Source organism: uncultured Lactobacillus sp. (genome assembly GCF_947367085.1).
In the GTDB taxonomy this organism is placed as follows: Bacteria; Bacillota; Bacilli; order Lactobacillales; family Lactobacillaceae; genus Lactobacillus.
Genome location: NZ_CANBCP010000014.1, coordinates 1 through 24,651 on the forward strand (window position 1 = coordinate 1; position 24,651 = coordinate 24,651).

Here is a 24,651-nt window from a genome sequence, read left to right on the forward strand (position 1 = left end):
TTTTTGTAATGATGAAGATGACTACGGGGTAAATATTTATTTTGAAACGATCTCTGATTATGTAAATGTATCTCACTTTAGAATCGATATTTTAGGCTCTGTCAGCGAGATTGAGAAGGATCCGGATAAATATACTCAAGATCTTTGCAATGACATCAGCGAAAAGCTAAAGCTAGTCAGAAGCTATGATAAAGAAGCCGCTAAAGAAAAAGATAAAAAATAAAAGACATTTTAGCCAACTATGATTGATAGTGGTTAAAATGTCTTTTTCTTGTGAAATAAGTAAAATCAATCATCTGAATGTTTTACTTCACGAAACTTGGTTAAAGCATGTCTATTAGTGTAAAAGAAGAAGTCTTCGCCATCAGCACTTTCTACAAGACCTTGCATCACTACTGGATCGATATTATCCGCAGTTTCTGGGTATTTAGCATCTTGTCCCAAATTCATCAAAGCCTTGTTAAAACTATATTTAACGTAATGATTTACCATATCAGCCCAGCCAGTGTCTTGATATAAGTAGGCGATATGCTTTTCTTCGTTTGTATATACTTGGTCAGCTAAGTCATAAATCCAGTGGTGTAGTTCTTCTTGTTTTTCTTTAGAAAGCTCATTAAATGCAATTCTAAACTTGATGCCCGGATACATTCCATTAAATGAGGTGACTCTTAACGCACACTTAATTAATTCAGCTGTTCTTGGCAGCTTTCCTTGACCAAATAAGTATAAGGGAGCAAAGAAGGATGAGTGATATAGAGCTGTAGAAATGAAAACTTGGGCCACCTTCTTTTGAAGCGCATCTCCATCTTGATAAACGTTATTTAAGAAATACATCTTCTTTTGTAAATAAGGGTTTTCATCAGCCCATTTATATGCTTCATCTCGCTGTTCAGGTGTACCTAATTGATCTAAAGCATAACTATAGGATTTGTTATTAATAGATTCTAGATATTGAAGCGCATTAAAGACAGCTGCTTCTTTAGCATTTACAGCATCTTGTTTAATAGCACTGATTCCTTTTTGCATTTGCAAAGTTGAACTTAAAGAAAGTGAACCAAAGCTATGTAATAATGTGCGCTGCTCTACAGGTGAGAGTGTTAAAAATTCTTTTTTATCTTTATGCAAAGGAATTCGTCCTGGTTCATAAACAATATCGTTTAGTCGCGACCAAGCAGACTTATCTACTTGTTGTTCCATTACGTTCCAGTTTGCTGCTTTAAAATATGGTTTAGTCATTGTTACTGCCTATAATCACTCAAAAAACTAATATTGCCTAATTCTTTAGGCTTTTCAACTTCTTTTGCCTTTTGTTGAGCGGATTTTTCATTTTGAGAAAGCTGCTCAATAATTTTGCGGACATTTGCGACATCTTCGCTGTTACCACTCAATTCGAGTAAATACAGTATTGGTATGTTTAAAGTAACCGATATTTTCTTGGCGGTTTGTGCAAACAAATCGTTGAAGTTACGGTTTCCACAACCAATTAATCCAATAAGGTTCTTTTTGTTATCCTTATAAGTTAAAAAGTCTACTACTGAATCCATCATAAAATCTTGATATGAAGGTAAAACTAAAACATATTTTTCTCCCATATCATAATGTGGATTTGCGTCTTCGATTTGGTGGGCTACTAAACCAGTCTTTTCGATAAAATGTGCGGTTTGCCCAGTTATTGTATAAAAAGCTACTGCAACCATAATCTGCCTAACTAATCTTCAACAAATTTAATAACTTTACATAGCTAATTGTGAAATTGTTTTCAAAACTTGTCAACTATCTTTTGATCAGTAAAAAAATTACCCCAAAAATGTAAAAGTACCGTATACTTAAACTAATGAAAAAGAGGGGGTTTTTATCCATGACAATTGGCTGGAATATCTTGGGAATTTTGGCATGGTTGATTATTGTTTTATATTTGGTCTTTATTATTCAAAATATCCGCAAAAGACACTTGATGATGATTGTCAAAGATCGTAAAAGATTCAAGTGGAGTACAACATTATTAGATGTTCTAGAAGTGATTGTACTTTTAGGTGCTGTTTTCTATATGTCATTTATAACTTTCTTCAGTCATCCAGATTTACAAAATAAGAATTTGATTGACAGTAAGGTTGAATATGAATCGCTTATTTTAAGTACCGGCAAAAACGGCTCTTACTATGTTACGGCAACTTCCAGTAATAATACCGCACCTCGTCAAAGCTATCGCTGGTACAGCAATGGCAGTAAAATGACAGTCAATAGTAATTATGCCTCTATTTCAGATGGCGCTAATCCACTATCTATTGCAGCAAGTGCAATTCCATATTCTGATAAAGATTTGAAAAAAGCGGATAAGCATTATCAAAAAGCCTATGTTGCTATTTATACCGCAACTTACAAACCAAACTGGTATAACGGATTAGGTCTACATGCAGGTAGAACTGCTACACAATATTATTTGATTAGAGTGCCAGATCAAACTTTTGTAAAACAAGTTAAAAAATAAGACAGCTGCTAGGCAGCTGCCTTATTTTTTTTGCGCTCATTTATTTGGGTGAGCATATATCCATTGAAGAATCCCAAAATGATTGTTGCAGTTAAGAAGTCCATTACATTTCCTGAATAATAAGCTGCCCCAATGGCTAAGCCATTAGCGATAATTAAGCTTGAGGTCAATAAGCTACGACAGTTCTTTTTGATGAACCAGAAAATGATCGCATAAATCAAAATTGCAATATAAACTCCTAGGAAAATGATTGTTCCAATTAATCCTAAAGTGTAGCGTTGAGATTTGAAGTCGCGTTCTAGGTTAAAGATATTCGACATTCTCACATAAGAAATTCCTAGCCATTTATCTAATGAACTATTATTTTTATGAATGATTTGATCGAGCATTGCCTGTTCAACTTGGCGATTATTGAGACGCTGTCCCACTGGCCATTTCATGACACGATGCCAAAATTCTGGATCACGGGTATAAGGATAACTCTTATGCACAAATTTTTGGTTCAAAGAATAATTTGGATAGTATTTTTTGATAAAGGATATTAAGAAATGACGCCTTTTTATGCCTTTATTTTTCTTAAGCCCCTTGGCAAGTTTTTTGTTTAGCTTATCTTCACTTTCGGGTTTTTTAGATTTTTCACGAGTTTCAGTGATTTTGGCATCTAAATTTGAACGTGAAAGCATTGGACTTTTGGGAAGAAGTGCCGCATATAACCCACCAATAATGGCTACTGTTGCAACTAGTTTCCATGAGAATTTAATATCCTTAATTGCAAATGCGTGAATAAGATAGGCGATTGCAAAAACCACACTAGCTAAGCCAAAACCTAAGCTCGCTGTCTTAGTACCTAGCATGACCATAGCTAGGCCTTGCAGGGCATATAAAGCAATGTTAAGCCAATTAAATTCTTTTACTAAAACATATGCCATTAATGGCGTGAGCATGAACAAAATAGCAGACGTTGTATTGGCAAAATTAAAGAAACCCTTAGATGCAGTGTAAAAGAAACTTAGATGCGGTCCAAAGAACCAGCCAAAAATATTTTCTTTAATCCAGCCGCCGTAAGATCCAAGAGAAAAAGTGAAGAGATTGGTAATTACGATAATACCAGCGAATGTTCCTACAAGTCCCTGAATTATATGGACAACACTTTTTTCTTTAAAATCACTTGCGTTAGTCAAATAAATAATGATTAGCGGCAAGAACATTCTAATCAAATAGAAAATTTCTTGACCAGCTGAATAGCCATAGCTATTTGGCGAAATACTATTAAACTGACGTACATGCCACATATGTAGCGCCGTGTAGACAATGACTAAACCGATATATGCAATAATCCACCACTGCTTTTTAAGAACTTGCCAGCTGCGCTTTTGACTAAAATACATGCCAACTAAAATAGCGACTGCTAAGATTCTAAAGATTGTTGGAATAGAGAAATGGAAGATCTCAGATAATGGTGGGTTATAAAACCAGTAAAAATCTAAAAAAGGTTGTAATAAGACGAACCAAAATAAGCCCGTACGTATTTTCTTTTGCAATATTATGTCCTCAAAATAAATCTTTACCAAAGTATAAGAAAGAAATTCAGTAAAAAACGAATCATGTTAGTTGATTCGTTTTATTTAATTAAAATTATTTATCAGTGGCTTTCTTATCATTAGTATTTTTTGTTGGTTCAACTTTAGAAATTTTAACATCATTTATAGAGGCTGTCTTAGTGTTTGTTGGTTTTTTAACCTTTTTTAGCTTTTTGAAGTTAATAACCATTTTATTATTTAATTCGCTCACAGATGCTTCGTCTTCTGGATCATAAGAAGTGATAGCTAGGAGGGCAGAATTTTCATAAATTTTTTCCACTTTGCCTTCAAAGGGATGCTTTAGCTCTTCTTCGGACTTAGCTCCGACAATTTGACCTAATTTTACATCAGCTTTTTTCATTATAAACTCCCTTTTCTGTTAAGATTTATTCTACAATAGTGAAATACTATTATAGATAGGATCGAATTTCAAGCGGGAGAGAGATATTTTGCAAAGAATTATTATAATTGCCGGACCAAGTGGCGTTGGTAAGACAACGGTATCAAATTATTTAAATGAAAAATACGGTATTCCCAGAGTAGTGACGCATACTACTAGGCCAATGAGAAAGGGAGAAGTTCCTGGAAGATCATATTATTTTGAAGATGATAATAGTTTTAAAAAACTACACTTCTTTGAACATGTAAAATATGGAAATTATCAATATGGCTCAAGCAAAGAAGCTTTAAAGCAAGCATGGGATAAAAATGATCTTGTCTCACTAATCGTTGAAACAGACGGGGTAAAATCTTATCTTGATGAATTAAAGGACCAAGTTTATTTTATCTATCTTACTGTTGATGAGATGAATGTCTTAAAGCAGCGTTTAATAAAACGTGGTGATGATCAAATTGAAATTGAAAAGCGGTTGAATAGCGCAGAGTTCAAACGAGACCTCCATTTACGTCCAGAGCTGGTAAAAGATGCTCATATTTTAAAAAATAATAATTGGGATGAGACCAAAGTTGCTCTTGATAAAATAGTTTCTGACTTACAAAATCGTTGATATATAAGCTTTAATTAAGATTTGTTACAGAAAAGTCTAAATATTTGCAAAAATTGTAACTAGCTCGGTTTGGTTTTGTAACATTTCTGTAACAATTGCACCGTACAATAGACCTTGTCAATTGAGATTACAAAACGTAGCAACTGATAAATCATTTTCGCTACTGAAAATAAAAAAACGAATAATTATTTTAGGAGAGAATAACTTTGAATTTAAAATCTAAATTTGTTAAATTTACTGCTGCAGCTGCTTTAACTCTGACCGGTGTAGCCGCAACTAATTCTGTAAAGCCTGCTAACCATGTTCAAGCAGCTACTCAAACTGTTAAAATTAACTATGTACCAGGTTATGGTATTGCTGTATGGAGCAACTACGAAGGTGGTCGCATTACTGGTCAATACTTACAACATGGTTCAAGTTACAAAGTAATCAAAACTGTTAAGGATTCCCAAGGTAACACTTGGTACGATTTAGGTTTAAACCAATGGATCATGGCTAAGTACACTGTTTCAGCTAATACTGCTGTATCACAAGCAGCATCAACTGCAACTACTGCTAACGCAACTAGCCAAGCACAAGCTGTAATTAACATTGCTAAGCAACAAATTGGTAAGCCTTATGTATGGGGTGCAGCTGGTCCAAGTAGTTTTGATTGCTCTGGTTTAACTTCATACGCATTTAGTAAAGGTGCTGGTAAGAATATCGGCCGTACTACTTATACTCAATTAAATGCAGGTAAGCGTGTTTCTGTAGGTCAATTACAACCAGGTGACTTAGTATTCTGGGGTAACTACCACGTTGGTATTTACTTAGGTAACAACCAATACATCCATGCACCACAACCAGGTCAAAACGTAACTATTGCTTCAATCAGTAGCTACTTCTACCCATCATACGGTGTTCGTGTATTTTAATTAAAGATTCTAATTTACAAGGCCATTGATTTCCATCAGTGGTCTTTTTTATGTTATAATGTGACGCAATCCAAATAACGGAGCGTATTGAATAATATGAATCAAAAAAATAATAATCGCTACACTCATATATTGATTACCGTGGGTGCAATTATCGTTATTATTTTGGGTGGCTTCTTAATTTTTCAACATCATAATGCAAGTAAGCTGGCTGCTCAAGAAAAATTTAATAAAACCCACTTTAATCCCAATGTAACTATCTACAATGTCAAAGTTGGCGGTCTTACGAAGGCTAAGGCTTACACTAAAGTTAACCAAAAAGCTAAGAATAAGGCCACTTTAGAGAATACCAAACTCTCTTTTTCTAAAACTGAAAAAGAAGTTATCTCTAAAAAAGAAATTAATCAGTACTTTAAAAAGCAACATACACGTTATACTTCTAACAAAAACTATAACTATGAAAATGTCGCTTTGAATACGGCTGAGCAAAAGCTGAATGCTATAAAAAATAGACAGTTAACTTACCATATTGATAGTAAAAGTTATAATTTTGAACGTAGTGAACTACTTCCCAAAGTTTCTTATTACGAAGGGCAATATCAGTTTGAAAATGTTGAACCTTTAAAAAAGAAAATTGAATCAATAAATAAGAAGGTTACAACATTTCATAAGTCTTATCCATTTAAACTTCCTGATGGTAAAACAATCACAGTGAAAAATGAAAGCTATGGTTGGGCAATTAATACCAAACATTTAATTCCAGCAGTGGAAAAAGCTTTTATTGATGGAAAAAAAGAAATTCAAGGCAAAAACTATATTTATGGTTTAGGATTTAGTACTTATGGAACCGGTTATGGGATGTCTAATAATGGAATTGGTGATACCTACATTGTCGTTTCACTAAAGCAACAAAAAGTTTGGTTCTACAAGAAGGGTAAAAAAGTACTTGTCTTAAACGATGTTGTTACTGGAACTGCAGCTAAAAATCCTCGTACTCAAACTAGTGATGCTACTCCGACAGGAGTTTGGTACATTGAATATAAACAATCACCAAGTGTCTTACGCGGACTTAATGATGATGGTTCAAGCTATGCATCGCCTGTTAAATACTGGATGCCGTTTACGATATCTGGATGTGGTTTTCATGACGCAAGTTGGAGAACCGATTGGTCTAAGACTGCTTATCTTAAAGGTGGTTCTCATGGATGTGTAAATGTGAAGCCAAGTGAGATCAAGAAGGTCTGGGATGTAGTTGAAGAGATGGAACCAGTTATTATTTATAACAAATAAAAAAGGCTCAAATGAGCCTTTTTCTATGCCTGAAATTCTTTATAGCGTCTGATATCACTTTCAGATAATTGTGCTGTAACGTGAATTCCATCATCTTCGTATTTTTCTTGAATTACTTTTCCATATTCGTGCATATAAGAAAGATCTTTTCCTGCATCAAGTGGGAGTAAAAGATTAACTTTCTCATAGTTAGAAAAAATTCTTTTTGAAATTAAATCAGCTAACTGTTTAATTGACTTCGCATCTTTAGCGCTGTATAAAATATCGTTGCCTTCGATTTGTGGAAAAGTCCGATCAGTTAAATCAGCTTTATTATAAGCTGTAATCATTGGAACATCAGTGATTCCTATTTCTTGTAAAACCTTTTGGGTTGTCTTAATCATTTGGACCATGTTAGGGTCAGAACTATCTACCACGTTGACTAATAAATCAGCTTCTTTAGCTTCTTGTAATGTAGCTTTAAAAGATTCAATCAAATTATGTGGCAATTTAGAAATGAAACCAACAGTATCAGATAAGATAAAACTACGATCATCTGGCAAATCGATACGTCTGACGCTAGTATCGAGAGTAGCAAAAAGCATATTTTTTTCAAAAACTTGCTTTTTTTCACTATCGTCGCTAAAAGCCTTTAATAATTCATTTAAAGTTGTTGATTTGCCTGCATTCGTGTATCCGACTAGGGCCACTTGTGGCAGACGAGAATTATTACGTCGTGCCGATTTAACGTCTTCTTGTTTAGCAATTTCTTTAAGTTCTCGTTTAATTGCACTGATTTGTTTACCAATAGTACGCCGATTCAATTCGAGTTTGGTTTCACCAGAACCACGGTTGGCAAAACCACCGCTAGCACCACCTGAACCTCGCTGCTGGTCGAGATTGTTTTCTGATGGATGAAGACGAGGAAGCTCATATTGAAGACGGGCTAATTGAACTTGCAATTTTGCTTGCTTAGTCTTTGCTCGATTAGAAAAGATCTCTAAAATTAATTCTGTCCGATCTACAACTTTTAACTTAGTCATCGACTCTAAGTTGCGGATCTGAGTTGGAGTTAATTCATCGTTGATGACTAAAGCTTGTGCTTTTAATCCTTGAGCCATTGACTTAATTTGGTTGATTTTACCTACCCCAAAATAAGTTCCAGCAACAATATTTTCCGCATTTTGACTTGCTTGTCCTACAACCTCCATGTTATTGGCACGCGCTAATTCACGTAATTCAGTCATATAATAGTCAAAGTTAGGATCTTTTAAGTTAACGCCTGCGATAAATGCTTTAATTTGTTTAGTTTTGGTTTCTATCAAAAAATCACCTGCGATCTAAAATATTAAGTTGTTTAATTAAGCTTTATTCAATTAAATGGAAATCCACCTTTTTTGAAAAATCAATTTAATCACATCCTCTTGTTTAGTATCAAAATTATAGTTTTTTTAATAATAAAAAGCAATTAAAATAAAATCCACGCCATTTTGACGTGGATTTTTGAATTGATTTAGTTTTGAGATGCAAGATCATGTTTTCTTTGCCATTTGGCAATTAAAGGTAAAACAACTCCTAGACCAATCATAAATAATGGCTCGACAATATTTAGAATAAGCATATGCCACCAAGTAGTAGAACCAGTCTTAGCATCTATTGGGACAATCCCAAAAGTTGCACCTACTAGCGTGATAATTAAGCACCACCATCCGACGAAAATCGCGAATTTACGATTTTTAATGTAAACATATTCAGATGGATATTCATTTTCGTGAACCCGAATCTTTATGAATGCCCAAAATAGTAGCCCTGTAACATAAGGTGAGACAATGCCATTGAGGTTAAGTAATTGATTAAAAATATCGTTTACGGATGGCAAGGTTGAACTTAAAAATAAAAGTACTGAACATATAAAGGTGGTTAACCAATATCCGTTAACAGGAAGCCCATTTTTATCAGTCTTGGTCAGCTGCTTTGGTAAATAGCGCTTAGCAGTATCAGATAAGAAAATTCTGGCACCTCCATCTACTAAAACGGCAAGCTGAGCAAGCATATAAATAGCTTGGGTAATAATAAATAGATATAAGAAGAAGTTACCTAAGCCAAATTTAGCTCCCATAGCTTGAAAGGCATAATATGAGCCATTCATTTTTAAATCATCTGGTAAATGATGGGCGTTAAAAAAGACCCCTAAAGCAAATGAACCAAAGATGGTCAAAAAGCCGGTCATAATTGCCAACATGTACATAGCCTTAGGGAAGTTCTTGGGGCCGTCTTTCATTTCAGTTACATAAGGAGCTACAAATTCAGCTCCATTCATTGCAAAGATCAGCAATCCTAGAGACATAAGGAATTTCATGTTAAATGTAGGTAAGAAATTCTTAAAATGAAATGGTTGTGTGGCAATCGGGCGTCCTTGTCCTAGGTAAACAATGGTCATAATTACAAATAAAATAGTCGCAATAAACATTGCACCACCACCAATAATTGACAGCCATTGAAGTGAGTTGGCAAAACGGTGCTGGAAAAAGATAAAGACTACAAAGATTAGGGCAGTAAATAATGCAAAAGCCCAATTACTCATTTCTTTATCGCTTAAGGCGTGGCCTTTAAAAAGCCACGCAAATGAAACAACAGTAGAGTTAGCCACATCCACTAAGTAAGGTAAAGAAACTACCCAATAGCACCATGCGGTGATATATCCCATTCTGTCACCAGAAGTGTGTCTAATCCAAGAAGCAAGCCCTCCGCCATCATTGGCAAAAGTCGAACCAAGTTGGCCAACTATTAATTCATAAGGAATAACAAACAAAATTAGTAATAAAATCCAGTCACTAACAACAGCTAATCCCTGATTTTGAAAGTTATAGATAATATCATCAAATCCAATAACAGTTACAAAATCCATCAGGGCAATAACAGGCCAAGTTAATCGTTTACGTTTATGAGCGGTATCAAAAGAATCCACTTAAATTTCTCTTCTTTCTATTTTTCTAATTACACGTTCTCAAATGAAAGAAGCCGGAGGTGGATTAAAAAAGTAAAAAGAAAAGAGATCTAAAATTTGATTTGTTTTATTTTCAGATCTCATTAAAAACCTTTCTGTATTCACAATAGATAAGGATATTATACCTGAAAGCGACGCGATATATTAAGAAAATTTAAAGAAAAAAAGGCTTTACAAATAAAAAAGCACTCTGTAATATATAGTGTAACAGGTACGTAATACACTATAACGAAATGAGGAATAAAAATGACTGAAGTTGTTAAGGTTCAAGATATTACCAAAACTTATGGTAAAAAAGGACAAAAGCAATACCAAGCGTTAAAAGGAATCTCTTTTGATGTGCAGCGTGGTGAATTTGTAGGTATCATGGGTGCATCAGGTTCGGGTAAAACGACTCTGTTAAATATTTTATCTACTTTAGATCAACCAACTAGTGGAAAAGTATTAATCAATAATCGCGATATCACTACTTTAAATAAAAACCAAATGGCCGACTTTAGAGGACAAGAGATTGGCTTCATTTTCCAAGATTTCAACTTACTTGATAATTTAACTAACCGTGAAAATATCGCTTTGCCGCTATCTTTACAGAATGTAAAAGCTAGTCAAATTAAACCCAAAGTAGAAAAAATTGCTGAACGTTTGGGCATTGATCAAATCTTAGATAAGTACCCTGCAGAAATTTCTGGTGGACAAAAGCAGCGTGTTGCTTCAGCTCGTGCGCTTGTTCATGAGCCAGCAATTTTATATGGGGATGAACCAACAGGTGCCCTTGATTCAAAAAGTGCTACAGAATTGCTAGAAACAATGAAAGACTTAAACGAAAACGATAAAGTTTCTATTTTGATGGTTACTCACGATCCATATTCTGCTTCTTATGCCCAAAGAATTTTGTTCATTAAAGACGGTAAGATCGGCAATGAATTAAAGAAGGAAAATAAGAGTCGCGAAGAGTTCTATCAAGAAATTATTGCAGAATTAGGTAGACGTTAAGATTTAGGGAAAGGGAGATAATTATGCTTTGGAAATTATCATTAACCGGTATAAAAAGCCGGTTCAAAGACTATTTAGTTCTTTTTTCTGGCTTAACTTTTGCCAGTGCCATCTTTTATATGTTTATGTCAATTGCTACTAATTCGACTTTCTTAAAGGGAAGCATAGCAATTGCCTTTAAAATTACACAATTAGTATTTGGTTTTGGGATTGCGTTGCTTGCTATTATTACATTTGTTTATATTGTTTATGCCAATAGCTTTTTACTGAGTATGAGGCAGAAAGACTACGGCATGTACATGATGCTCGGTGCCAGAACTAGTAAGATTGGTGCATTAATCTTTTTAGAAACTCTTGTAGTTGGATTATTTGCAACCATATTAGGGACTGCTATTGGAATTGGCTTAACGCAATTAGTTTCACAGCTATTAATTAACCAATTAGGCCTACAAATTCATAAATTTATTGGTTTTTACATACCAGCTTTACTTTGGACATTAGTTTTCTTTGCGGCACTATTTTTCTTAGCTGCTTTATGGAACCGACACAAGCTAGTTAAGTCTAATGTGATCGATTTATTACACGAAAACCAAAAGCCCGTTAAATTGCGTCACAATCCAGTTTGGAAGTTTATTGAAGCAATTTTAGGTTTAGGCTTACTTGCAGTTGGTTATTGGGCAATGGCTAATTACAAAGTTCTTTTGACTAACTCAATTGGGATTGGCTTTTTTACTATCGTAATTGGTTCATATTTTGTCTTTGATTCATTCTTTACCGCAATTGTTAACTTGCTTAGAAAGAATAAGAACTTTGAATATAAAAAACTCCATTCCTTTACTTTAGGACAACTAAAGTTCCGCTTAGGTGACTATACTCGGATTTTATCAATTGTTTCTTTACTCTTTGCCTTAGCTCTTGGTGCTATCACAGTTGGATTAAACTTTAATAACATGACGGAACAGGCACTTGAAAGTACTTACTATGATGCAGTCTTATATCAAGAAAGTCCATCAGTTAAGAAACAATTGAAGAAAGTTTCTGTTAAGTCAGAAACGACCCTTGATTATAAATTAGTTGAGAACAAAAAAGAAAAAATTCCACAAATTCTTTATATTCCAGAGAATGAAATTACAGATAAAAAGTTGAAATTCCAACATTTCTACATGGATAAAAATGGCCAACAGTCCTATTCAACTAAAACCTTCAACGTTAAAGATCTAAAAGATGAAAATTCTGACCGTGGTCATGAAATGAGATATCAATTAGCTAGCTTGACGCCATATCCTGATGCACAAGTTAAAGTTGTTTCTCAAGATCAATATAATCAGTTAAAGGCTAAAAACCAATATGTAAAATTATTGTTAGTAAATAACTTCAGATCAAACTTTGCTAATATTGAAAAACTACAAAAGATGAGTGTTAAGCAGATGGTTGGGCAACCTGAAGTAGAAAGTAAAAGTATCGAAGTTAGTCTTACTAACTCTAAGTCAGCATCATATCGCTTTATTTCAAGCATAGCATCTGGCTTTGAATTTATGGGCTTTTTCTTAGGTCTGGCATTCTTGGCAATGCTTGCTTCAACTTTAATGTTTAAAGTTTTATCTGGGGCTAACAGTGATAAACCAAGATACAATATGCTTTGGAAGATGGGGGCACGTAAGAGCTTACTTAAGTCTTCAATTGCTAAAGAAATTGGTGTTTTGTTCGCGCTACCTGCAGTGTTAGGTGTAATTGATGTCTTATTTGGACTACAATTCTTCAAGTCAATTCTTAAAAATCCATACGATAAGATTTGGATTCCATTTGCAATTTTCGGTGTATTATATGTAATTTACTACATTTTAACTGTGGTACTTTACCAAGGGATCGTTTTGAAAAAGGAAAATAATTAAATAGACTAAAGTAAAAGCTTCTTTCTATATCAAATAGAGAGAAGCTTTTTTGTGCTAATTAGAGCGTTGAAATAATTAATTCGATGTTCAAAGCGGTAATGATGGCGGCTAGTGTCACCCCTAATATAGTTTGCCATTTTTTATTAGTATACTTGCCCATGATTTTCTTATTGTTGGTTAAAAATACTAATGGGAAAAGTGTAAAGGGAAGAGCAATACTTAAGGCTATCTGAGCGTACACAATCATGCTTTCGAATATTTTTTCGTTGAAATGGACTAAAAAGCCAATAATTAAAATTGGAATTAAAGTTACCATCCGTGTGAGCAGTCGCCTTTGCCATAGAGCTAACTTAATGTTTAAATATCCTTCCATCACAATTTGCCCAGCTAAAGTACTTGTAATTGAAGATATCAACCCAGTTACAAGTAATGCAAAAGCAAAAAGATAAGACATTACGGGGTTAGCCAGCTGACCGACGACGTTGGTATTTTTTAAACCGTTGAAAACTGACATTAAGCTGGCTAGCTGATCACTTTTATCAAAAAAGATCGTTCCTCCTAAAATTAATAACAAGCAGTTAATAATCAATGCTACTACTAAGTGGACAACTGAATCCCAATTAGCAAAACGCAAGGTTTCTTTAACTTGGGCTGGATCGTGTGAATCATAACGGCGGCTTTGAGCAAGCGATGAATGTAGATAAATATTGTGCGGCATAATGGTTGCACCGACAATTCCCAAACTCAGAATCAATTTATCATGATTAGTCAAAATTGAGCTGTTAGGGATAAAGCCCGCTAAGATACTTTCAAAATTTGGTTGGACATGGCCGACTTCAATTGCAAAAATCACACCAACAGTTAAGATTGAAATCACTACAATTGCTTCAATTCTGCGAATGCCAAAACGCATGAACCATAACACAACAAAGACATCCAAAATAGTGATCAATACGCCGAATACTAAAGGTAAATTAAAGAGCATCTTTAAAGCTAGGGCGGTGCCGACAACGCCGGTTAAGTCTGTTGCCATCATGGCAATTTCGTTTAAGATCCAAAGTAAGTATCGAATTGGTCTAGAAACTTTTTTGGCAATTGCCTGTGCCAAGTCATCTCGACTCACGACACCGATTTTGATGGATAAAGATTGCATAAACATAGCAATAAAGATCGAAATGGTAAGTACTGATAAAAGCTCATATTTGTAATAACTTCCCCCAGCTAGTGACGTCAGCCAGTTGCCCGGATCCATATAACCGACAGCTACTAATGCACCAGGCCCACTGTAAGCTAAAAACTTTTTGAAAAAGCTGCTTTCGTAAACACTCGGTACATTTACTGTACTATTGATTTCTTCAAGACTAGTTTTATTAGGTTTATTCATTGGAGTTTAATTTTTCTTGGACTAAATTGACAATAAATTCGATAAATTTAGGATCATCATTTAAGGCAGGCACGAGATCCAGATTTTCGCCACCATTTTCTCTAAAAGCTTGGTAATTTTGGGTATAATCCTCTTCGATGGTTTCTAAACATTCTGTGACAAAAGAAGGAGCTGCAATTAAGACATTTCTTTTGCCTTTTTGAACTGCCTCAAGTAGAGAATTTTTTAAATATGGCTTTAACCAAGGCATTGGACCAAACTTTGATTGAAAGACCATCTGAATCTTGTCTTCGGGGATACTTAAACGTTCTTTCAGCATTTGAGTATGTTTGCGGCATTCATCTAAGTAGGGATCACCATGTTTTACTTCATGTGCTGGGATTCCATGATAAGAAATAAATAATTTATCATAATTTCCTTGGTCCCAGGCGCGCTGAATATGGCTAGCAAACGCATCTTGGTAAGCGTCATAGTGATAAAAACGATCGATGATTTTTACAGGGATGTTAGTAGCTTTAGCTTGCTCAATGATAGACGCGGTAGTAGATAAAGTGTACTCAGGAAAAAGTGATAAAACTGTAATCTTGTCGCACCCCTCGTCTTTCAATGAATTAAGTTGCGATTCGATTGTAGGGGTTTCATAAGTCATTGCCATTTTTACTTTCCAATCTGGAAGTGAATTTTGTACGGCATCAGTGATTTTTTGAGTATAGACAATAAGTGGTGAGCCTTCTTTTAACCAGATATGTTGATAAAATGTAGCAGACCGCCATGATCTCATGGGTAAAACAAATCCATTTAAAATTGGTCGCCAGAACCATTTAGGTAAAGTAACCACATTTTGGTCACCGAGAAATTGACGTAAATATTTTTTCACATCTTTAGTAGTTGGCGTTTTAGGTGAACCTAAATTAACTAATAATAAGCCTTGCATATTGACACCTACAGACTGAGTTTATTATAAGCAGTAATTTTAATATCATTGTCAGTCATGTTCATAATTGTAATTGAACCGTTAGCTGGACCGGGCACTAGAGGATATTTTCCTTGTCCAAAACGTCCAACTAGACTGCGGATTGTAAAGCCATGAGTTACTAATAATATATTTTCGGCTCCGTCTAATTGCCGGATTAAATCAAAGCCTTGATCAAGACGTTTCCAATACTGCTTAGCATTTTCGGCATCATGATATGGATCAGCTTCATGAATGTAATCTTTAATCGTATTAATATCAACATTCAAGAGTAAATCTTGCCTTCTTGGATAACCATGAGGACCTCCGATCATGCGCCATGCTTCGTCTGAATTCATCCCTTCAAAAAAGCCATAAAATTGTTCTCTAAAAAATGGGCTGGCAATATGTTGCAGCTCGTCGCGATTACAATTTTTATCAATGATGTAATCACAAGTCTCACTTGCACGTTTTAAATCGCTAGATAAAGCAATATCAAATGGTACATCAGATAGTGTCTCACCAGCTTTTTTAGCATCGCTAATTCCCTTATCTGTCAATGGTGTATCGCACCAACCTTGCATTTTATCGTATTTATTAATAAAAGTTTGTCCATGACGTACAATATATATTTTCTTCATTGATATACCTCGTGTAATTTTTCTATACCTTTTAATTATAATCCATAATCCTTATTCAAAAGTAAATTACCAGTTCGATTTGTTTAATTAATTACCTTGCGGCTTGTACAATTAATATGTGAGAGGAAAGCGCTCAAAAAAGAAAGAAGAATGATCATGAAATTTGTTTCTTGGAATGTAAATGGCTTTCGTGCTGCCATGAGACATGGTTTTTTAGATACTTTTAAAGAATTAGATGCAGATATTTTTTGTATGCAAGATACGCGTTTATCGCCTGATGAAATAAGTATTGATACTTCGCATTATTATCAATATTGGAACTATTCAAAAGAAAAGAGTTTTGATGGGACTGCTATTTTTACCAAGATTAAGCCGCTATTAGTCGCAAATGGGATCGGTGTTTCAGAATTTGATCAGCAAGGTCGCACTATTACTCTTGAATATCCAAACTTTTATTTTGTAACGACTTATGTGCCTTTTGCAGGAGAACAGCTTCAAAGATTAGATTTTAGGATTGCCTGGGATCAGGCGTTTAGAAAGTATCTATTAAAACTTGAAGCTAACAAGCCAATAATAATTGGTGGTGATATGAGTGTGGCTCATGAACCAATTGATTTAGCTGAACCTACTGAAAACCACCACCATGCTGGTTTCACTGAGCAAGAAAGAGACGATTTTACTCAATTATTAAACGCTGGCTTTACAGATACATTTAGATACTTGCACCCTAATGAAAAAGATATCTATAGCTATTGGAGCTATCGTTATCATGGTCGTGAAAAAAATGAAGGTTGGAGATTGGACTATATGTTAGTTTCCAATTCACTGAATTCTAAGATTCAAGCTGCGAATATTTTGACTGAAATTCCAGGATCCGACCATTGTCCGGTTAGTTTAAAGCTAGATATTAGTGCAAATTAAATTATATAAGTAAATAATTTTGAATTTTTGCTCTCTTATCTTAATAATATAAGGTGTATAGATAGGAGAGATAAAAATGAGAGTAACTAAATTAGTCGTAGGTATTTTACTGGTTGTTTTATCATGCTGGCTATTAATTGAAGGCCTGTTTGGTGGTTTAGTTGGCTTATGGCAAGTAAGAAATATTGTCAGTGGTATTTTAGAAATAATTATGGGTGGTCTGATGATGGGTGCTGGCATTGTTTATATATGCTTAGAAAATAGCCCATATTATGGTGGTGATATCACAGGTTTAGTATTATTATTAATTTCTGGATTATGTGGAATAGCTGGCGGATTTTTCAATAGATGGCTTTTTGTATATGCCTTTATTAGCTTAGTTGCCGGTATTGGATTTTTTGCTTGGCATCTGATGGTTGGAGACGACGATTAGAAATAATATATTAAAGTGCTATTGCAATTAAACAATGAAAACGATATCATATAAGTAACAAGTGAATTAAAGTGGAATTGTAACAAATTCGATTTTGCACAAGACCCACTTAGCTCTTTATTTAAGGGGCTAGGTGGGTCTTTTTTTGAAGAAAACGAGGGAGAAGTAAGTGAAGATCAAAAAGATTTTAAATAACGGGGCGGTCCTCACTGAAAATGAAAATAATGAGGAAGTTATAGTATTAGGAAAGGGCTTAGCTTATGGGAAAAAGATAAATGATGAAATAGATAAAAGTAAGATTTATAAAGTATTCACGCCATTTTCTGGTAAGCAAAAAAAGTTGTTGCTAGAAACGATACATGAAACTGATCCAATATTTTTTCAAATTTCACAAAAAATTGTCGATCGACTAAAGCACGAAGAAAATATCGAACTAGCTGATAGTGTATATATCACCTTGACTGACCATTTAGCCACAAGTGTTGAACGAGCCAAAAAAGGGATGTATTTAAGTAATAAGTTTTTATGGGAATTAAAGAATTACTATCCTAAAGAATATTCATATGGCTTATGGGCTTTAAAGCTTTTGGATAAGCAATTCAATCTTAAATTTCCTGATGATGAAGCGGGATTTATTGCAGTCCATATTATCAGCGGTGAATTAGGTAATGATATTGGAGATTTTCAAAAATCAGTTAACTTTATTAAAAGTATTACCAAAATTGTTAAGTACTATTTTAATATCGACATTGATTATCAATCCTTGACTTACAATAGATTTGCCGTTCACTTGAAATTCTTTTGGAAAGGTATGATGTATGACCGTAACCACAAAGAATTTGGCGATTTAAGTCAGGAGATTTTAAAGGTTATCAAAAATAGTGATATTGATTCTTATAAATGTGCTTTAAAAATTCGAGATTATATCAATGAAAAGTACAATTATGAATTAAGTAATGAAGATATTATGTATTTGGCGATCCACATTAATAAAATCATTAGTGACTACAAGGGGAGAGAAAAATGAGCTATGAAGCAATGAATAAACAGATCATTGAGGCTGTCGGGGGCAAAGATAATGTTCAATCAGTTGTCCACTGTGCAACACGTTTGAGGTTTGTTTTAAAAGATGAAAGTAAAGCCGATGATAAAAAAGCGGCTGCAATTCCGGGTGTTTTGCAAGTTGTAAAAAATGCGGGACAGTATCAGCTGGTTATTGGGAGCACGGTTGAAGATGTTTATAATGAGCTAGTCAAAATGTTAGATTTAGATAACAATTCTAGTAATGATAATGCACCTAAGCAGAAAAAGAATATTTTTGATGTGATTATTAGTGCAATTACTGGTTCAATTGCTCCAGCAATTCCATTACTAGCCGGCGCCGGAATGGGTAAGGTTTTACTTTTAATCTTAACCATTAGTGGATTATTATCTGACAAGAGTCAAACCTATCAAATTCTTAATCTGATTTTTGATACAGGCTACTTCTTCATGCCAGCTTTTGTTGGCTTTTCAGCAGCCAAAGTCTTTAACACTGATCCATATCTAGGTGCTTTTATGGGATTAGTTACAGAACATCCAATATGGACTGCAATGGTTGAAGCCAAAAAGCCAGTGCATTTTTTAGGGATGCCTGTTGAATTAATCAAGTATTCTTCAACTTTGATTACGGCTATCTTGTCTGTATGGATCATGTCTTATATTTATAAATATGTGAAGAAATACACCCCACAGATGGTTAAGATCTTTATGGTGCCAATGTTAACGATGCTAATCACTGCACCACTTATTTTCTTAATTATTGGGCCTATTTCAAATGTTATTTCCGAAGGTATTGGATTCATCTCAATGTGGCTATACCACCACGCAGGTTTGGTAGCTATTCCAATTTTGGCAGCTGCTTATCCTTGGTTTGTTTCTATTGGTATTCACAAAGCCCTCAGTCCAATTAGTATTCAATTAGTTGCTACTCAAGGCTTTGACCCAATTATTCGTGTAGTTGCTCTATGTTCAAACATGTCTCAAGCTGCAGCTTCACTTGCAGTCGGCCTAAAAACTAAAAACAAGCAACTCAAAGGTTTAGCTCTTTCATCAAGTGCGACTGCTTATTTAGGTGGTATTACCGAACCAGCACTATTTGGTGTTAACTTGAAGCTTAAAAAGCCGATGTATGGCGCAATGATTGGTGGCGCAATTGCGGGTGTTGTGGCAAGTTTCATGAAAATTAAAGCCTTTATTTATGTAACGCCAGCCTTTTTGAGCTTACCAATGTGGGTATCTAAGACTGAAAACTATGTTGTTCAAGCTATTATTGTTATTGCAGTGGCTAGTGTAGCAACATTTATTGCAACCTGGCTCATTGGATTTAACGATCCAGTAGACGAAAAGCAGTTAAAGCAAGAACAAAAAGAAAAATTTAATCAAGGTCACGAAAAACACGAGTTACATGCTCCTGTAAATGGAAAATTAGAAGATATTTCTCAAGTTAAAGATGAAACTTTTGCCAGCGGTGTAATGGGCAAAGGAATTGCTATTGTTCCTAGCCAAGGAAAAATCTATGCTCCTGACGATGGAGTGGTTACTGCTACTTTTGATACTGGTCATGCGATTGGACTTCATTTAGATAATGATGCCGATGTTTTAATTCATATTGGAATTGATACTGTAGAAATGAAGGGTGATGGCTTTAAGCATTTGGTTAAAAAAGGTGATCATGTCAAAGCAGGGCAAGAGTTAGTTGACTTTGATATTGATAAAATTAAAAAAGCAGGCTATGATCCAACCGTTATGATGATTGTTTTAAACAGTAAAGATTTCTTAGAAGTGTTGCCGGTAATTCATGATAAAGATCAAACCAAAGATGTTACTATCAAAGACAATGTAATTGTCTTAGCTTAGGTGAAATTATGGATAAATATCAAATTCCAAAAGATTTTTTATGGGGTGTAGCTACTTCGGCTAACCAGGTAGAAGGCGCCTGGAATGAAGACGGTAAAGGGATGTCGATTGCTGATTGTGAAAAGTATAATCCTAATCAAGATCTAGCTGACTATAAAAAAGTTAATGAAATGACGACAGCTGAAATTGAAACAGCGATTAACGATAATACTAGTAAAGCTTGGGGTAAACGCCATGGAGTAGATTTTTATCATCGTTATCCTCAAGATATTCAGCAGTTAGCAGCTTTGGGAATTAAAACTTTTCGAACATCGATTGCTTGGAGTCGAATTTTTCCAAATGGGGATGATGATCAGCCCAACGAAGCTGGTTTGAAATTTTATGATAAATTGTTTACTGAGTTAAAAAAGTATCATATTCAGCCAATTGTGACTCTATCGCACTATGAAATGCCACTAAATTTGGTATTAAATTATAATGCTTGGTATGACAGACAAGTCGGTGATATGTTTGTTAAATTCGCTAAAGTAGTAATTGAGCGCTATCATGACATCGTAAAGTATTGGGTACCAATTAATGAAATCGATAGTATTATTCGCCATCCCTATTCTTCAGCAGGATTAATAAAAGATAGATTTCCTGGTGAAAATTTTGAAGCTGTCATCTATCAAGCCATGCACAATCAATTTATTGCTTCAGCTGAAATCATTAAATATGTTCATGAAAATTATAACGATCTAAAAGTTGGTAGTATGATCACAGCCACCATGGTTTATCCATATAATAGCGATCCTAAAAACACCTTGAAAGCGCGTCAAGTGATGCGCCAAAGTTATGACTTTAGCGATATTCAAGTACGTGGTAAATATCCGAGAAGCTTATTAATAAAACTAAAAAATAAGGGCATTCCTCTTCAAATCAGTGCAAGTGACAAGAAATTATTAAAAAACAATACAGCGGACTTTGTAGCTTTTTCTTATTATTCCTCTGTATGTACCGCCTATGATACAAAAGGCCTTAAAGTTACCAAGGCTAATCGTACAAAGGGTGTTTATAATAAATATTTACCAACAAGTGATTGGGGCTGGCAGATTGATCCAACTGGATTAAGGATTATGCTTTTAGATTTATATGATCGATATCAAAAGCCACTGTTTATCTTAGAAAATGGCTTGGGAGCTAAGGACGAATTAACGCCAGATGGCAGAGTTCACGATCAATATCGCATCGAATATTTAAAAAAGCATATCGAGCAAGTTCTCATTTCTATGCAAGAAGATGGAGTAGAAATTTTAGGATACTGCATTTGGGGAACAACAGATATGGTATCTGCTTCAACAACGCAAATGTCAAAGCGCTATGGTTTAATTTATGTTGATTTAGACGATCTAGGTAATGGCACTTATAAGCGCTATTTGAAAGATTCATATTATTGGTATCAAGATTTACTTAATCAAGGTAATGAAATAGATCGATCATTTTTTAATTAAAAAGCAGTTAACTCACATACGATGAGCTAACTGCTTTTTGAGTGTATTTAGTTTTCTTTGTATAATTTTTTGACATTTTGGACATCAATTGGCTGAATTGTATAAAAAGACCCTTGAGGATACATGACAGACACGTCATTTCGGTGATTTAACCCGATTGCATGTCCTAATTCATGTTCGGCAGTATTTATAATTCGATTCATATTATAGCCGTAATACTGGTTGAGAAGATAATAACTGTTTAAGTTTACAGTTGCCTTAATTAAATGACCAGTCAGCGAATTATATTGTGTATTAGTAAGGCCAGCTGCGTTGGTAGTCGCATCATTCATGGCTTTAATAATAATTTGGGCGTCATTTTTATTTTGAGTAATCCTAAAAGTAAAAGCACCGGTATTATTCCAGGCATTCAAGGCATCGATGCTGGCATTTCGTAAAGTGGGGTTAGATAAGTCGATATAAACATTAGCGCTTGGCTTGCTAAAGGCATGATTTCCATCGTTATCTGGAGACTCATCTTTTTGCAAGGTTCGTTTTGGTTCAATAAATTGCTGAACACGATAAGAAACATAAGGCAAAATATTAGTTGTGCCAAAGGTTCTTTGCAAATAAGGACCTGCGTGTTGGTAAGCAAATAATCCAGAAAATCCTAATAGTAATAAGATCACTAGATTACGGATAAATCTTTTCATTATTTCATCTCGATATTTAAAATTGTTCTTAGTTATTATAGTAGCTAATAGTTAAGAAATGTGTAAAAACTACTTTTATTTGTCTTAAGTTTATTTTACTAGTTTATAGGCTGTACAATAATTTTATCTTGAGAAAAGGAATTGAAGAATATGAACAACAAATATGATCAAATAAGCGAATATATCGCTAGTTTTACTCAAATTTATTCTGGTTTCGCTAAAAAATATGGTTTAAGCTACAATGAGCTGCACTGCTTTTATTATTTAGTGCAACATGAACGTGCTACGATGAGCGAAATTAGTAAACTGTGGAGTATACCTAAACAGACATTGAATTCATTTAGAAATAAGTATGTTAAAAAAGGATATATCTCCGTTATCGCTGATAGTGAGGATAAACGAAAAAAATTCATTACTTTAACACAAGAAGGTAAAGATTTTACTTTACCAATAATTGAAAAATTAACTCAGGCTGAAAAAGCGGCTTCTAAAGGCTTGTCAGACCAAGAGTACGCTAGCTATCTTGCTGTGTTTGACCAAATAATTGAAAATTTAATCGCCAATTTAGATTAGGCTATATTTCAGATTGACTTTTCCATTTTCTGCATTATTATAAGGTTATAGTAATAGTACGAAAACGTACTAAATTAGGTGAGGAAAATGGAGAAAGAAAATGAGATGAAATTGGGTCTAGGAAGATTTTCTTGGGTCCAAATTATAAAGATGTTGATTGTGTTGATGGTAGTTTATGGACTAATTGGACCGCTACTAATGCCGCATCCTTTTGCATTTTACACAGTACGTGGATCTGAATTGAATTATGCTCGTATTTTTTATCTACACGGGTTAACAGTTGGATTTGCCGGAATAACGGGCCTTCTTGTAGCTCAAAGCTTTAACTTGAGTGAGTTGATTAAAAAAATTATCTTTTACGCCACAATTGTTTGTGTTGTCATTGGTGTAACTGGTGGTGCAATTAATCGCTCAATGAAATATAAGATTACTTTGTGGTATCAAATTCTAAGTATGTTTGCCCTAGATGTAATCTTAATTTCTTTAGTTGTCGGCTTTGTTATTATCAAAGACCAAACTCTAAAGAGTACGAAAGCGTATGCGATAGGGCTGCTTGCCTCAATTGCCGCCATGATTGCTGCTTTATTTGGTGATTTGGCTGGTTTTATTTTAGATTTTGGTAATTGGCCAGGTATTTTTGGCTGGTATGCCAATAAAATCGGATATACTTTACCTCAATGGCAAGATGCATTATTGCGCACACACTCTGATATGATTGTAGTATCAATTTTGTGTTTAATATTAGCGATTGGCAATTACCGTTTCGGCAGATCTTTAGTGGGAGACGCTAAGAAAATTCGCAGTGTGGGTGAAGTTTTAATAATCATCGGAATTATTTTGATGCTAGCAATTTATTTGGTGTCAGGCCTAGGTGGTTCCGGCGTTCAGATTCCACATTTATTTACTGAAAAAGGCTTCTTTGAACCGCGCGGTCAAAGTGTAGCTGGTGTTGATTTGGGCGACTTTGTGATTGGGGTTTTCGTTTTTATCGGAGGTATTTTAACTACTGGAGCTTGTGCTTTTGGTAAACAAAAAAATCATCCATTAACTAAAAGTGCAAGATATACAGCAATTGGTTTATTTATAGGGATGCTGTGCATTTCGCTCGCAGTTGGTGGGCTTGGCTTTTTAGAAGAGTATCGCGCGGATCTTTATAATTCCGATGTAGCTACAACTCCACGCGGAGATTTTGGGTTTATTTTCCGTTTGCTGCATGTCGATATTTGCTTATTACTATTTCCAGCAATGATGACCTTGATGCTGCTAGCAGAAAAATCATTGAAAGCAAAACAGAATTATATTTTTCAATTGTTAATTCGGTGGGGAATTATTATTACCTTTATTGGAGCTTTGATTTTTATGCTTTTTAATTATCATCAATTTGGTCCGGGCACTTGGGTCTTAGCAATTGGGATCATTATCTTGTTAGTAGGAATTATCTGGTATGTTTTTGTAAATAATAAAAAAGCTAATTAACTAAAATGACTTAGATTTGTGTCTAGGTCATTTTTTATTTG

The 24,651-nt window shown here is 34.6% G+C and carries 23 protein-coding genes and 1 pseudogene; 14 read left to right on the forward strand and 10 right to left on the reverse strand.

Features of this window, described 5'->3' with window-relative positions:
* Positions 1-223 (forward strand): annotated as a pseudogene (locus Q0Y70_RS03890) (hypothetical protein); the annotation flags it as partial.
* Positions 224-288: 65 nt separating this feature from the next.
* Here Q0Y70_RS03890 and Q0Y70_RS03895 read toward each other — a convergent pair.
* Positions 289-1,236 (reverse strand): ribonucleotide-diphosphate reductase subunit beta, encoded by a 948-nt coding sequence (locus Q0Y70_RS03895; protein WP_297816881.1) that lies wholly within the window; start codon positions 1,234-1,236, stop codon positions 289-291.
* A 2-nt stretch (positions 1,237-1,238) separates the two neighbouring features.
* A complete protein-coding gene (nrdI, locus tag Q0Y70_RS03900; protein WP_297816889.1) occupies positions 1,239-1,697 on the reverse strand; it encodes a class Ib ribonucleoside-diphosphate reductase assembly flavoprotein NrdI in 459 nt (152 codons plus the stop codon).
* Positions 1,698-1,858: 161 nt separating this feature from the next.
* Here nrdI and Q0Y70_RS03905 point away from each other — a divergent pair, with 161 nt between their 5' ends.
* Positions 1,859-2,488: an LVIS_2131 family protein gene (locus Q0Y70_RS03905; protein ID WP_297816891.1), complete on the forward strand. Its 630-nt coding sequence runs from the start codon at positions 1,859-1,861 to the stop codon at positions 2,486-2,488.
* A gap of 8 nt (positions 2,489-2,496) precedes the next feature.
* Here the strand turns inward: Q0Y70_RS03905 and Q0Y70_RS03910 are convergent, their stop codons facing one another.
* Both Q0Y70_RS03910 and Q0Y70_RS03915 read right to left on the reverse strand, forming a co-directional pair.
* Positions 2,497-4,029, reverse strand: a complete 1,533-nt coding sequence (locus Q0Y70_RS03910) for an O-antigen ligase family protein (RefSeq protein WP_297816895.1) — start codon at positions 4,027-4,029, stop codon at positions 2,497-2,499.
* A gap of 94 nt (positions 4,030-4,123) precedes the next feature.
* The gene (locus tag Q0Y70_RS03915; RefSeq protein ID WP_297816898.1) at positions 4,124-4,429 is read right to left on the reverse strand and encodes a DUF2187 domain-containing protein; all 306 of its coding nucleotides are present in this window, start codon (positions 4,427-4,429) and stop codon (positions 4,124-4,126) included.
* A gap of 88 nt (positions 4,430-4,517) precedes the next feature.
* Between Q0Y70_RS03915 and Q0Y70_RS03920 the strand changes: the two genes are divergently transcribed.
* The 3 genes from Q0Y70_RS03920 (at position 4,518) to Q0Y70_RS03930 (ending at position 7,279) form a co-directional block, all read left to right on the forward strand.
* The gene (locus Q0Y70_RS03920; protein ID WP_297816901.1) at positions 4,518-5,075 is read left to right on the forward strand and encodes a guanylate kinase; all 558 of its coding nucleotides are present in this window, start codon (positions 4,518-4,520) and stop codon (positions 5,073-5,075) included.
* Between the two features lie 206 nt (positions 5,076-5,281).
* Positions 5,282-5,989: a C40 family peptidase gene (locus tag Q0Y70_RS03925; RefSeq protein ID WP_297816910.1), complete on the forward strand. Its 708-nt coding sequence runs from the start codon at positions 5,282-5,284 to the stop codon at positions 5,987-5,989.
* 96 nt (positions 5,990-6,085) lie between these two features.
* Complete coding sequence (locus Q0Y70_RS03930) at positions 6,086-7,279, forward strand: L,D-transpeptidase family protein (RefSeq protein WP_297816916.1); 1,194 nt, start codon at positions 6,086-6,088, stop codon at positions 7,277-7,279.
* Positions 7,280-7,302: 23 nt separating this feature from the next.
* On the opposite strand, the gene hflX is transcribed toward Q0Y70_RS03930, so the two are convergent.
* Positions 7,303-8,583, reverse strand: a complete 1,281-nt coding sequence (hflX, locus tag Q0Y70_RS03935; RefSeq protein WP_297816921.1) for a GTPase HflX — start codon at positions 8,581-8,583, stop codon at positions 7,303-7,305.
* Between the two features lie 188 nt (positions 8,584-8,771).
* Complete coding sequence (locus tag Q0Y70_RS03940; RefSeq protein WP_297816928.1) at positions 8,772-10,226, reverse strand: APC family permease; 1,455 nt, start codon at positions 10,224-10,226, stop codon at positions 8,772-8,774.
* Positions 10,227-10,511: 285 nt separating this feature from the next.
* Between Q0Y70_RS03940 and Q0Y70_RS03945 the strand changes: the two genes are divergently transcribed.
* Both Q0Y70_RS03945 and Q0Y70_RS03950 read left to right on the forward strand, forming a co-directional pair.
* Positions 10,512-11,258 carry an ABC transporter ATP-binding protein gene (locus tag Q0Y70_RS03945; protein WP_297816936.1) on the forward strand — a complete coding sequence of 249 codons (747 nt, stop codon included), beginning with the start codon at positions 10,512-10,514 and terminating at the stop codon, positions 11,256-11,258.
* 23 nt (positions 11,259-11,281) lie between these two features.
* Entirely contained in the window at positions 11,282-13,150 is a 1,869-nt protein-coding gene (locus Q0Y70_RS03950; RefSeq protein WP_297816939.1) for an FtsX-like permease family protein, read from the forward strand.
* A gap of 58 nt (positions 13,151-13,208) precedes the next feature.
* On the opposite strand, the gene Q0Y70_RS03955 is transcribed toward Q0Y70_RS03950, so the two are convergent.
* The 3 genes from Q0Y70_RS03955 to Q0Y70_RS03965 are packed head-to-tail and all read right to left on the reverse strand — an operon-like array spanning position 13,209 to position 16,127.
* Positions 13,209-14,534: an Nramp family divalent metal transporter gene (locus tag Q0Y70_RS03955; RefSeq protein ID WP_297816942.1), complete on the reverse strand. Its 1,326-nt coding sequence runs from the start codon at positions 14,532-14,534 to the stop codon at positions 13,209-13,211.
* Positions 14,527-15,468: a ferrochelatase gene (hemH, locus tag Q0Y70_RS03960; protein ID WP_297816955.1), complete on the reverse strand. Its 942-nt coding sequence runs from the start codon at positions 15,466-15,468 to the stop codon at positions 14,527-14,529. The genes Q0Y70_RS03955 and hemH overlap by 8 nt, the downstream gene beginning before the upstream one ends.
* Before the next feature lie 8 nt (positions 15,469-15,476).
* The gene (locus Q0Y70_RS03965; RefSeq protein ID WP_297816962.1) at positions 15,477-16,127 is read right to left on the reverse strand and encodes a histidine phosphatase family protein; all 651 of its coding nucleotides are present in this window, start codon (positions 16,125-16,127) and stop codon (positions 15,477-15,479) included.
* Between the two features lie 156 nt (positions 16,128-16,283).
* On the opposite strand from Q0Y70_RS03965, the gene Q0Y70_RS03970 reads away from it, so the two are divergent.
* From Q0Y70_RS03970 to Q0Y70_RS03990, 5 genes are all read left to right on the forward strand, one after another.
* The gene (locus tag Q0Y70_RS03970) at positions 16,284-17,048 is read left to right on the forward strand and encodes an exodeoxyribonuclease III (RefSeq protein WP_297816965.1); all 765 of its coding nucleotides are present in this window, start codon (positions 16,284-16,286) and stop codon (positions 17,046-17,048) included.
* Between the two features lie 76 nt (positions 17,049-17,124).
* On the forward strand, positions 17,125-17,481 hold the full coding sequence (locus Q0Y70_RS03975) for a hypothetical protein (protein ID WP_297816968.1): 357 nt from the start codon (positions 17,125-17,127) through the stop codon (positions 17,479-17,481).
* Between the two features lie 169 nt (positions 17,482-17,650).
* A complete protein-coding gene (locus tag Q0Y70_RS03980) occupies positions 17,651-18,508 on the forward strand; it encodes a PRD domain-containing protein (RefSeq protein ID WP_297816971.1) in 858 nt (285 codons plus the stop codon).
* Positions 18,505-20,379, forward strand: coding sequence for a PTS beta-glucoside transporter subunit IIBCA (locus tag Q0Y70_RS03985; RefSeq protein WP_297816974.1), 1,875 nt, complete (start codon positions 18,505-18,507; stop codon positions 20,377-20,379). Before Q0Y70_RS03980 ends, Q0Y70_RS03985 begins: the two co-directional genes overlap by 4 nt.
* 8 nt (positions 20,380-20,387) lie before the next feature.
* On the forward strand, positions 20,388-21,869 hold the full coding sequence (locus Q0Y70_RS03990) for a glycoside hydrolase family 1 protein (protein ID WP_297816977.1): 1,482 nt from the start codon (positions 20,388-20,390) through the stop codon (positions 21,867-21,869).
* 47 nt (positions 21,870-21,916) lie between these two features.
* Here Q0Y70_RS03990 and Q0Y70_RS03995 read toward each other — a convergent pair whose 3' ends face one another.
* On the reverse strand, positions 21,917-22,561 hold the full coding sequence (locus Q0Y70_RS03995) for a matrixin family metalloprotease (protein WP_297816980.1): 645 nt from the start codon (positions 22,559-22,561) through the stop codon (positions 21,917-21,919).
* 150 nt (positions 22,562-22,711) lie between these two features.
* Here Q0Y70_RS03995 and Q0Y70_RS04000 point away from each other — a divergent pair, with 150 nt between their 5' ends.
* Both Q0Y70_RS04000 and Q0Y70_RS04005 read left to right on the forward strand, forming a co-directional pair.
* Positions 22,712-23,134: a MarR family transcriptional regulator gene (locus Q0Y70_RS04000; protein WP_297816985.1), complete on the forward strand. Its 423-nt coding sequence runs from the start codon at positions 22,712-22,714 to the stop codon at positions 23,132-23,134.
* An 87-nt stretch (positions 23,135-23,221) separates the two neighbouring features.
* On the forward strand, positions 23,222-24,610 hold the full coding sequence (locus tag Q0Y70_RS04005; RefSeq protein WP_297816988.1) for a hypothetical protein: 1,389 nt from the start codon (positions 23,222-23,224) through the stop codon (positions 24,608-24,610).
* The last annotated feature ends 41 nt before the right edge of the window (positions 24,611-24,651 follow it).

Bases quoted from the DNA above. Each gene is read 5' to 3' on its own strand.
- Q0Y70_RS03895 (WP_297816881.1), bottom strand. From the start codon at position 1,236: ATGACTAAACCATATTTTAAAGCAGCAAACTGGAACGTAATGGAACAA.
- nrdI (WP_297816889.1), bottom strand. From the start codon at position 1,697: ATGGTTGCAGTAGCTTTTTATACAATAACTGGGCAAACCGCACATTTT.
- Q0Y70_RS03905 (WP_297816891.1), top strand. From the start codon at position 1,859: ATGACAATTGGCTGGAATATCTTGGGAATTTTGGCATGGTTGATTATT.
- Q0Y70_RS03915 (WP_297816898.1), bottom strand. From the start codon at position 4,429: ATGAAAAAAGCTGATGTAAAATTAGGTCAAATTGTCGGAGCTAAGTCC.
- Q0Y70_RS03930 (WP_297816916.1), top strand. From the start codon at position 6,086: ATGAATCAAAAAAATAATAATCGCTACACTCATATATTGATTACCGTG.
- Q0Y70_RS03945 (WP_297816936.1), top strand. From the start codon at position 10,512: ATGACTGAAGTTGTTAAGGTTCAAGATATTACCAAAACTTATGGTAAA.
- Q0Y70_RS03950 (WP_297816939.1), top strand. From the start codon at position 11,282: ATGCTTTGGAAATTATCATTAACCGGTATAAAAAGCCGGTTCAAAGAC.
- Q0Y70_RS03955 (WP_297816942.1), bottom strand. From the start codon at position 14,534: ATGAATAAACCTAATAAAACTAGTCTTGAAGAAATCAATAGTACAGTA.
- hemH (WP_297816955.1), bottom strand. From the start codon at position 15,468: ATGCAAGGCTTATTATTAGTTAATTTAGGTTCACCTAAAACGCCAACT.
- Q0Y70_RS03965 (WP_297816962.1), bottom strand. From the start codon at position 16,127: ATGAAGAAAATATATATTGTACGTCATGGACAAACTTTTATTAATAAA.
- Q0Y70_RS03970 (WP_297816965.1), top strand. From the start codon at position 16,284: ATGAAATTTGTTTCTTGGAATGTAAATGGCTTTCGTGCTGCCATGAGA.
- Q0Y70_RS03975 (WP_297816968.1), top strand. From the start codon at position 17,125: ATGAGAGTAACTAAATTAGTCGTAGGTATTTTACTGGTTGTTTTATCA.
- Q0Y70_RS03985 (WP_297816974.1), top strand. From the start codon at position 18,505: ATGAGCTATGAAGCAATGAATAAACAGATCATTGAGGCTGTCGGGGGC.
- Q0Y70_RS03990 (WP_297816977.1), top strand. From the start codon at position 20,388: ATGGATAAATATCAAATTCCAAAAGATTTTTTATGGGGTGTAGCTACT.
- Q0Y70_RS03995 (WP_297816980.1), bottom strand. From the start codon at position 22,561: ATGAAAAGATTTATCCGTAATCTAGTGATCTTATTACTATTAGGATTT.
- Q0Y70_RS04000 (WP_297816985.1), top strand. From the start codon at position 22,712: ATGAACAACAAATATGATCAAATAAGCGAATATATCGCTAGTTTTACT.
- Q0Y70_RS04005 (WP_297816988.1), top strand. From the start codon at position 23,222: ATGGAGAAAGAAAATGAGATGAAATTGGGTCTAGGAAGATTTTCTTGG.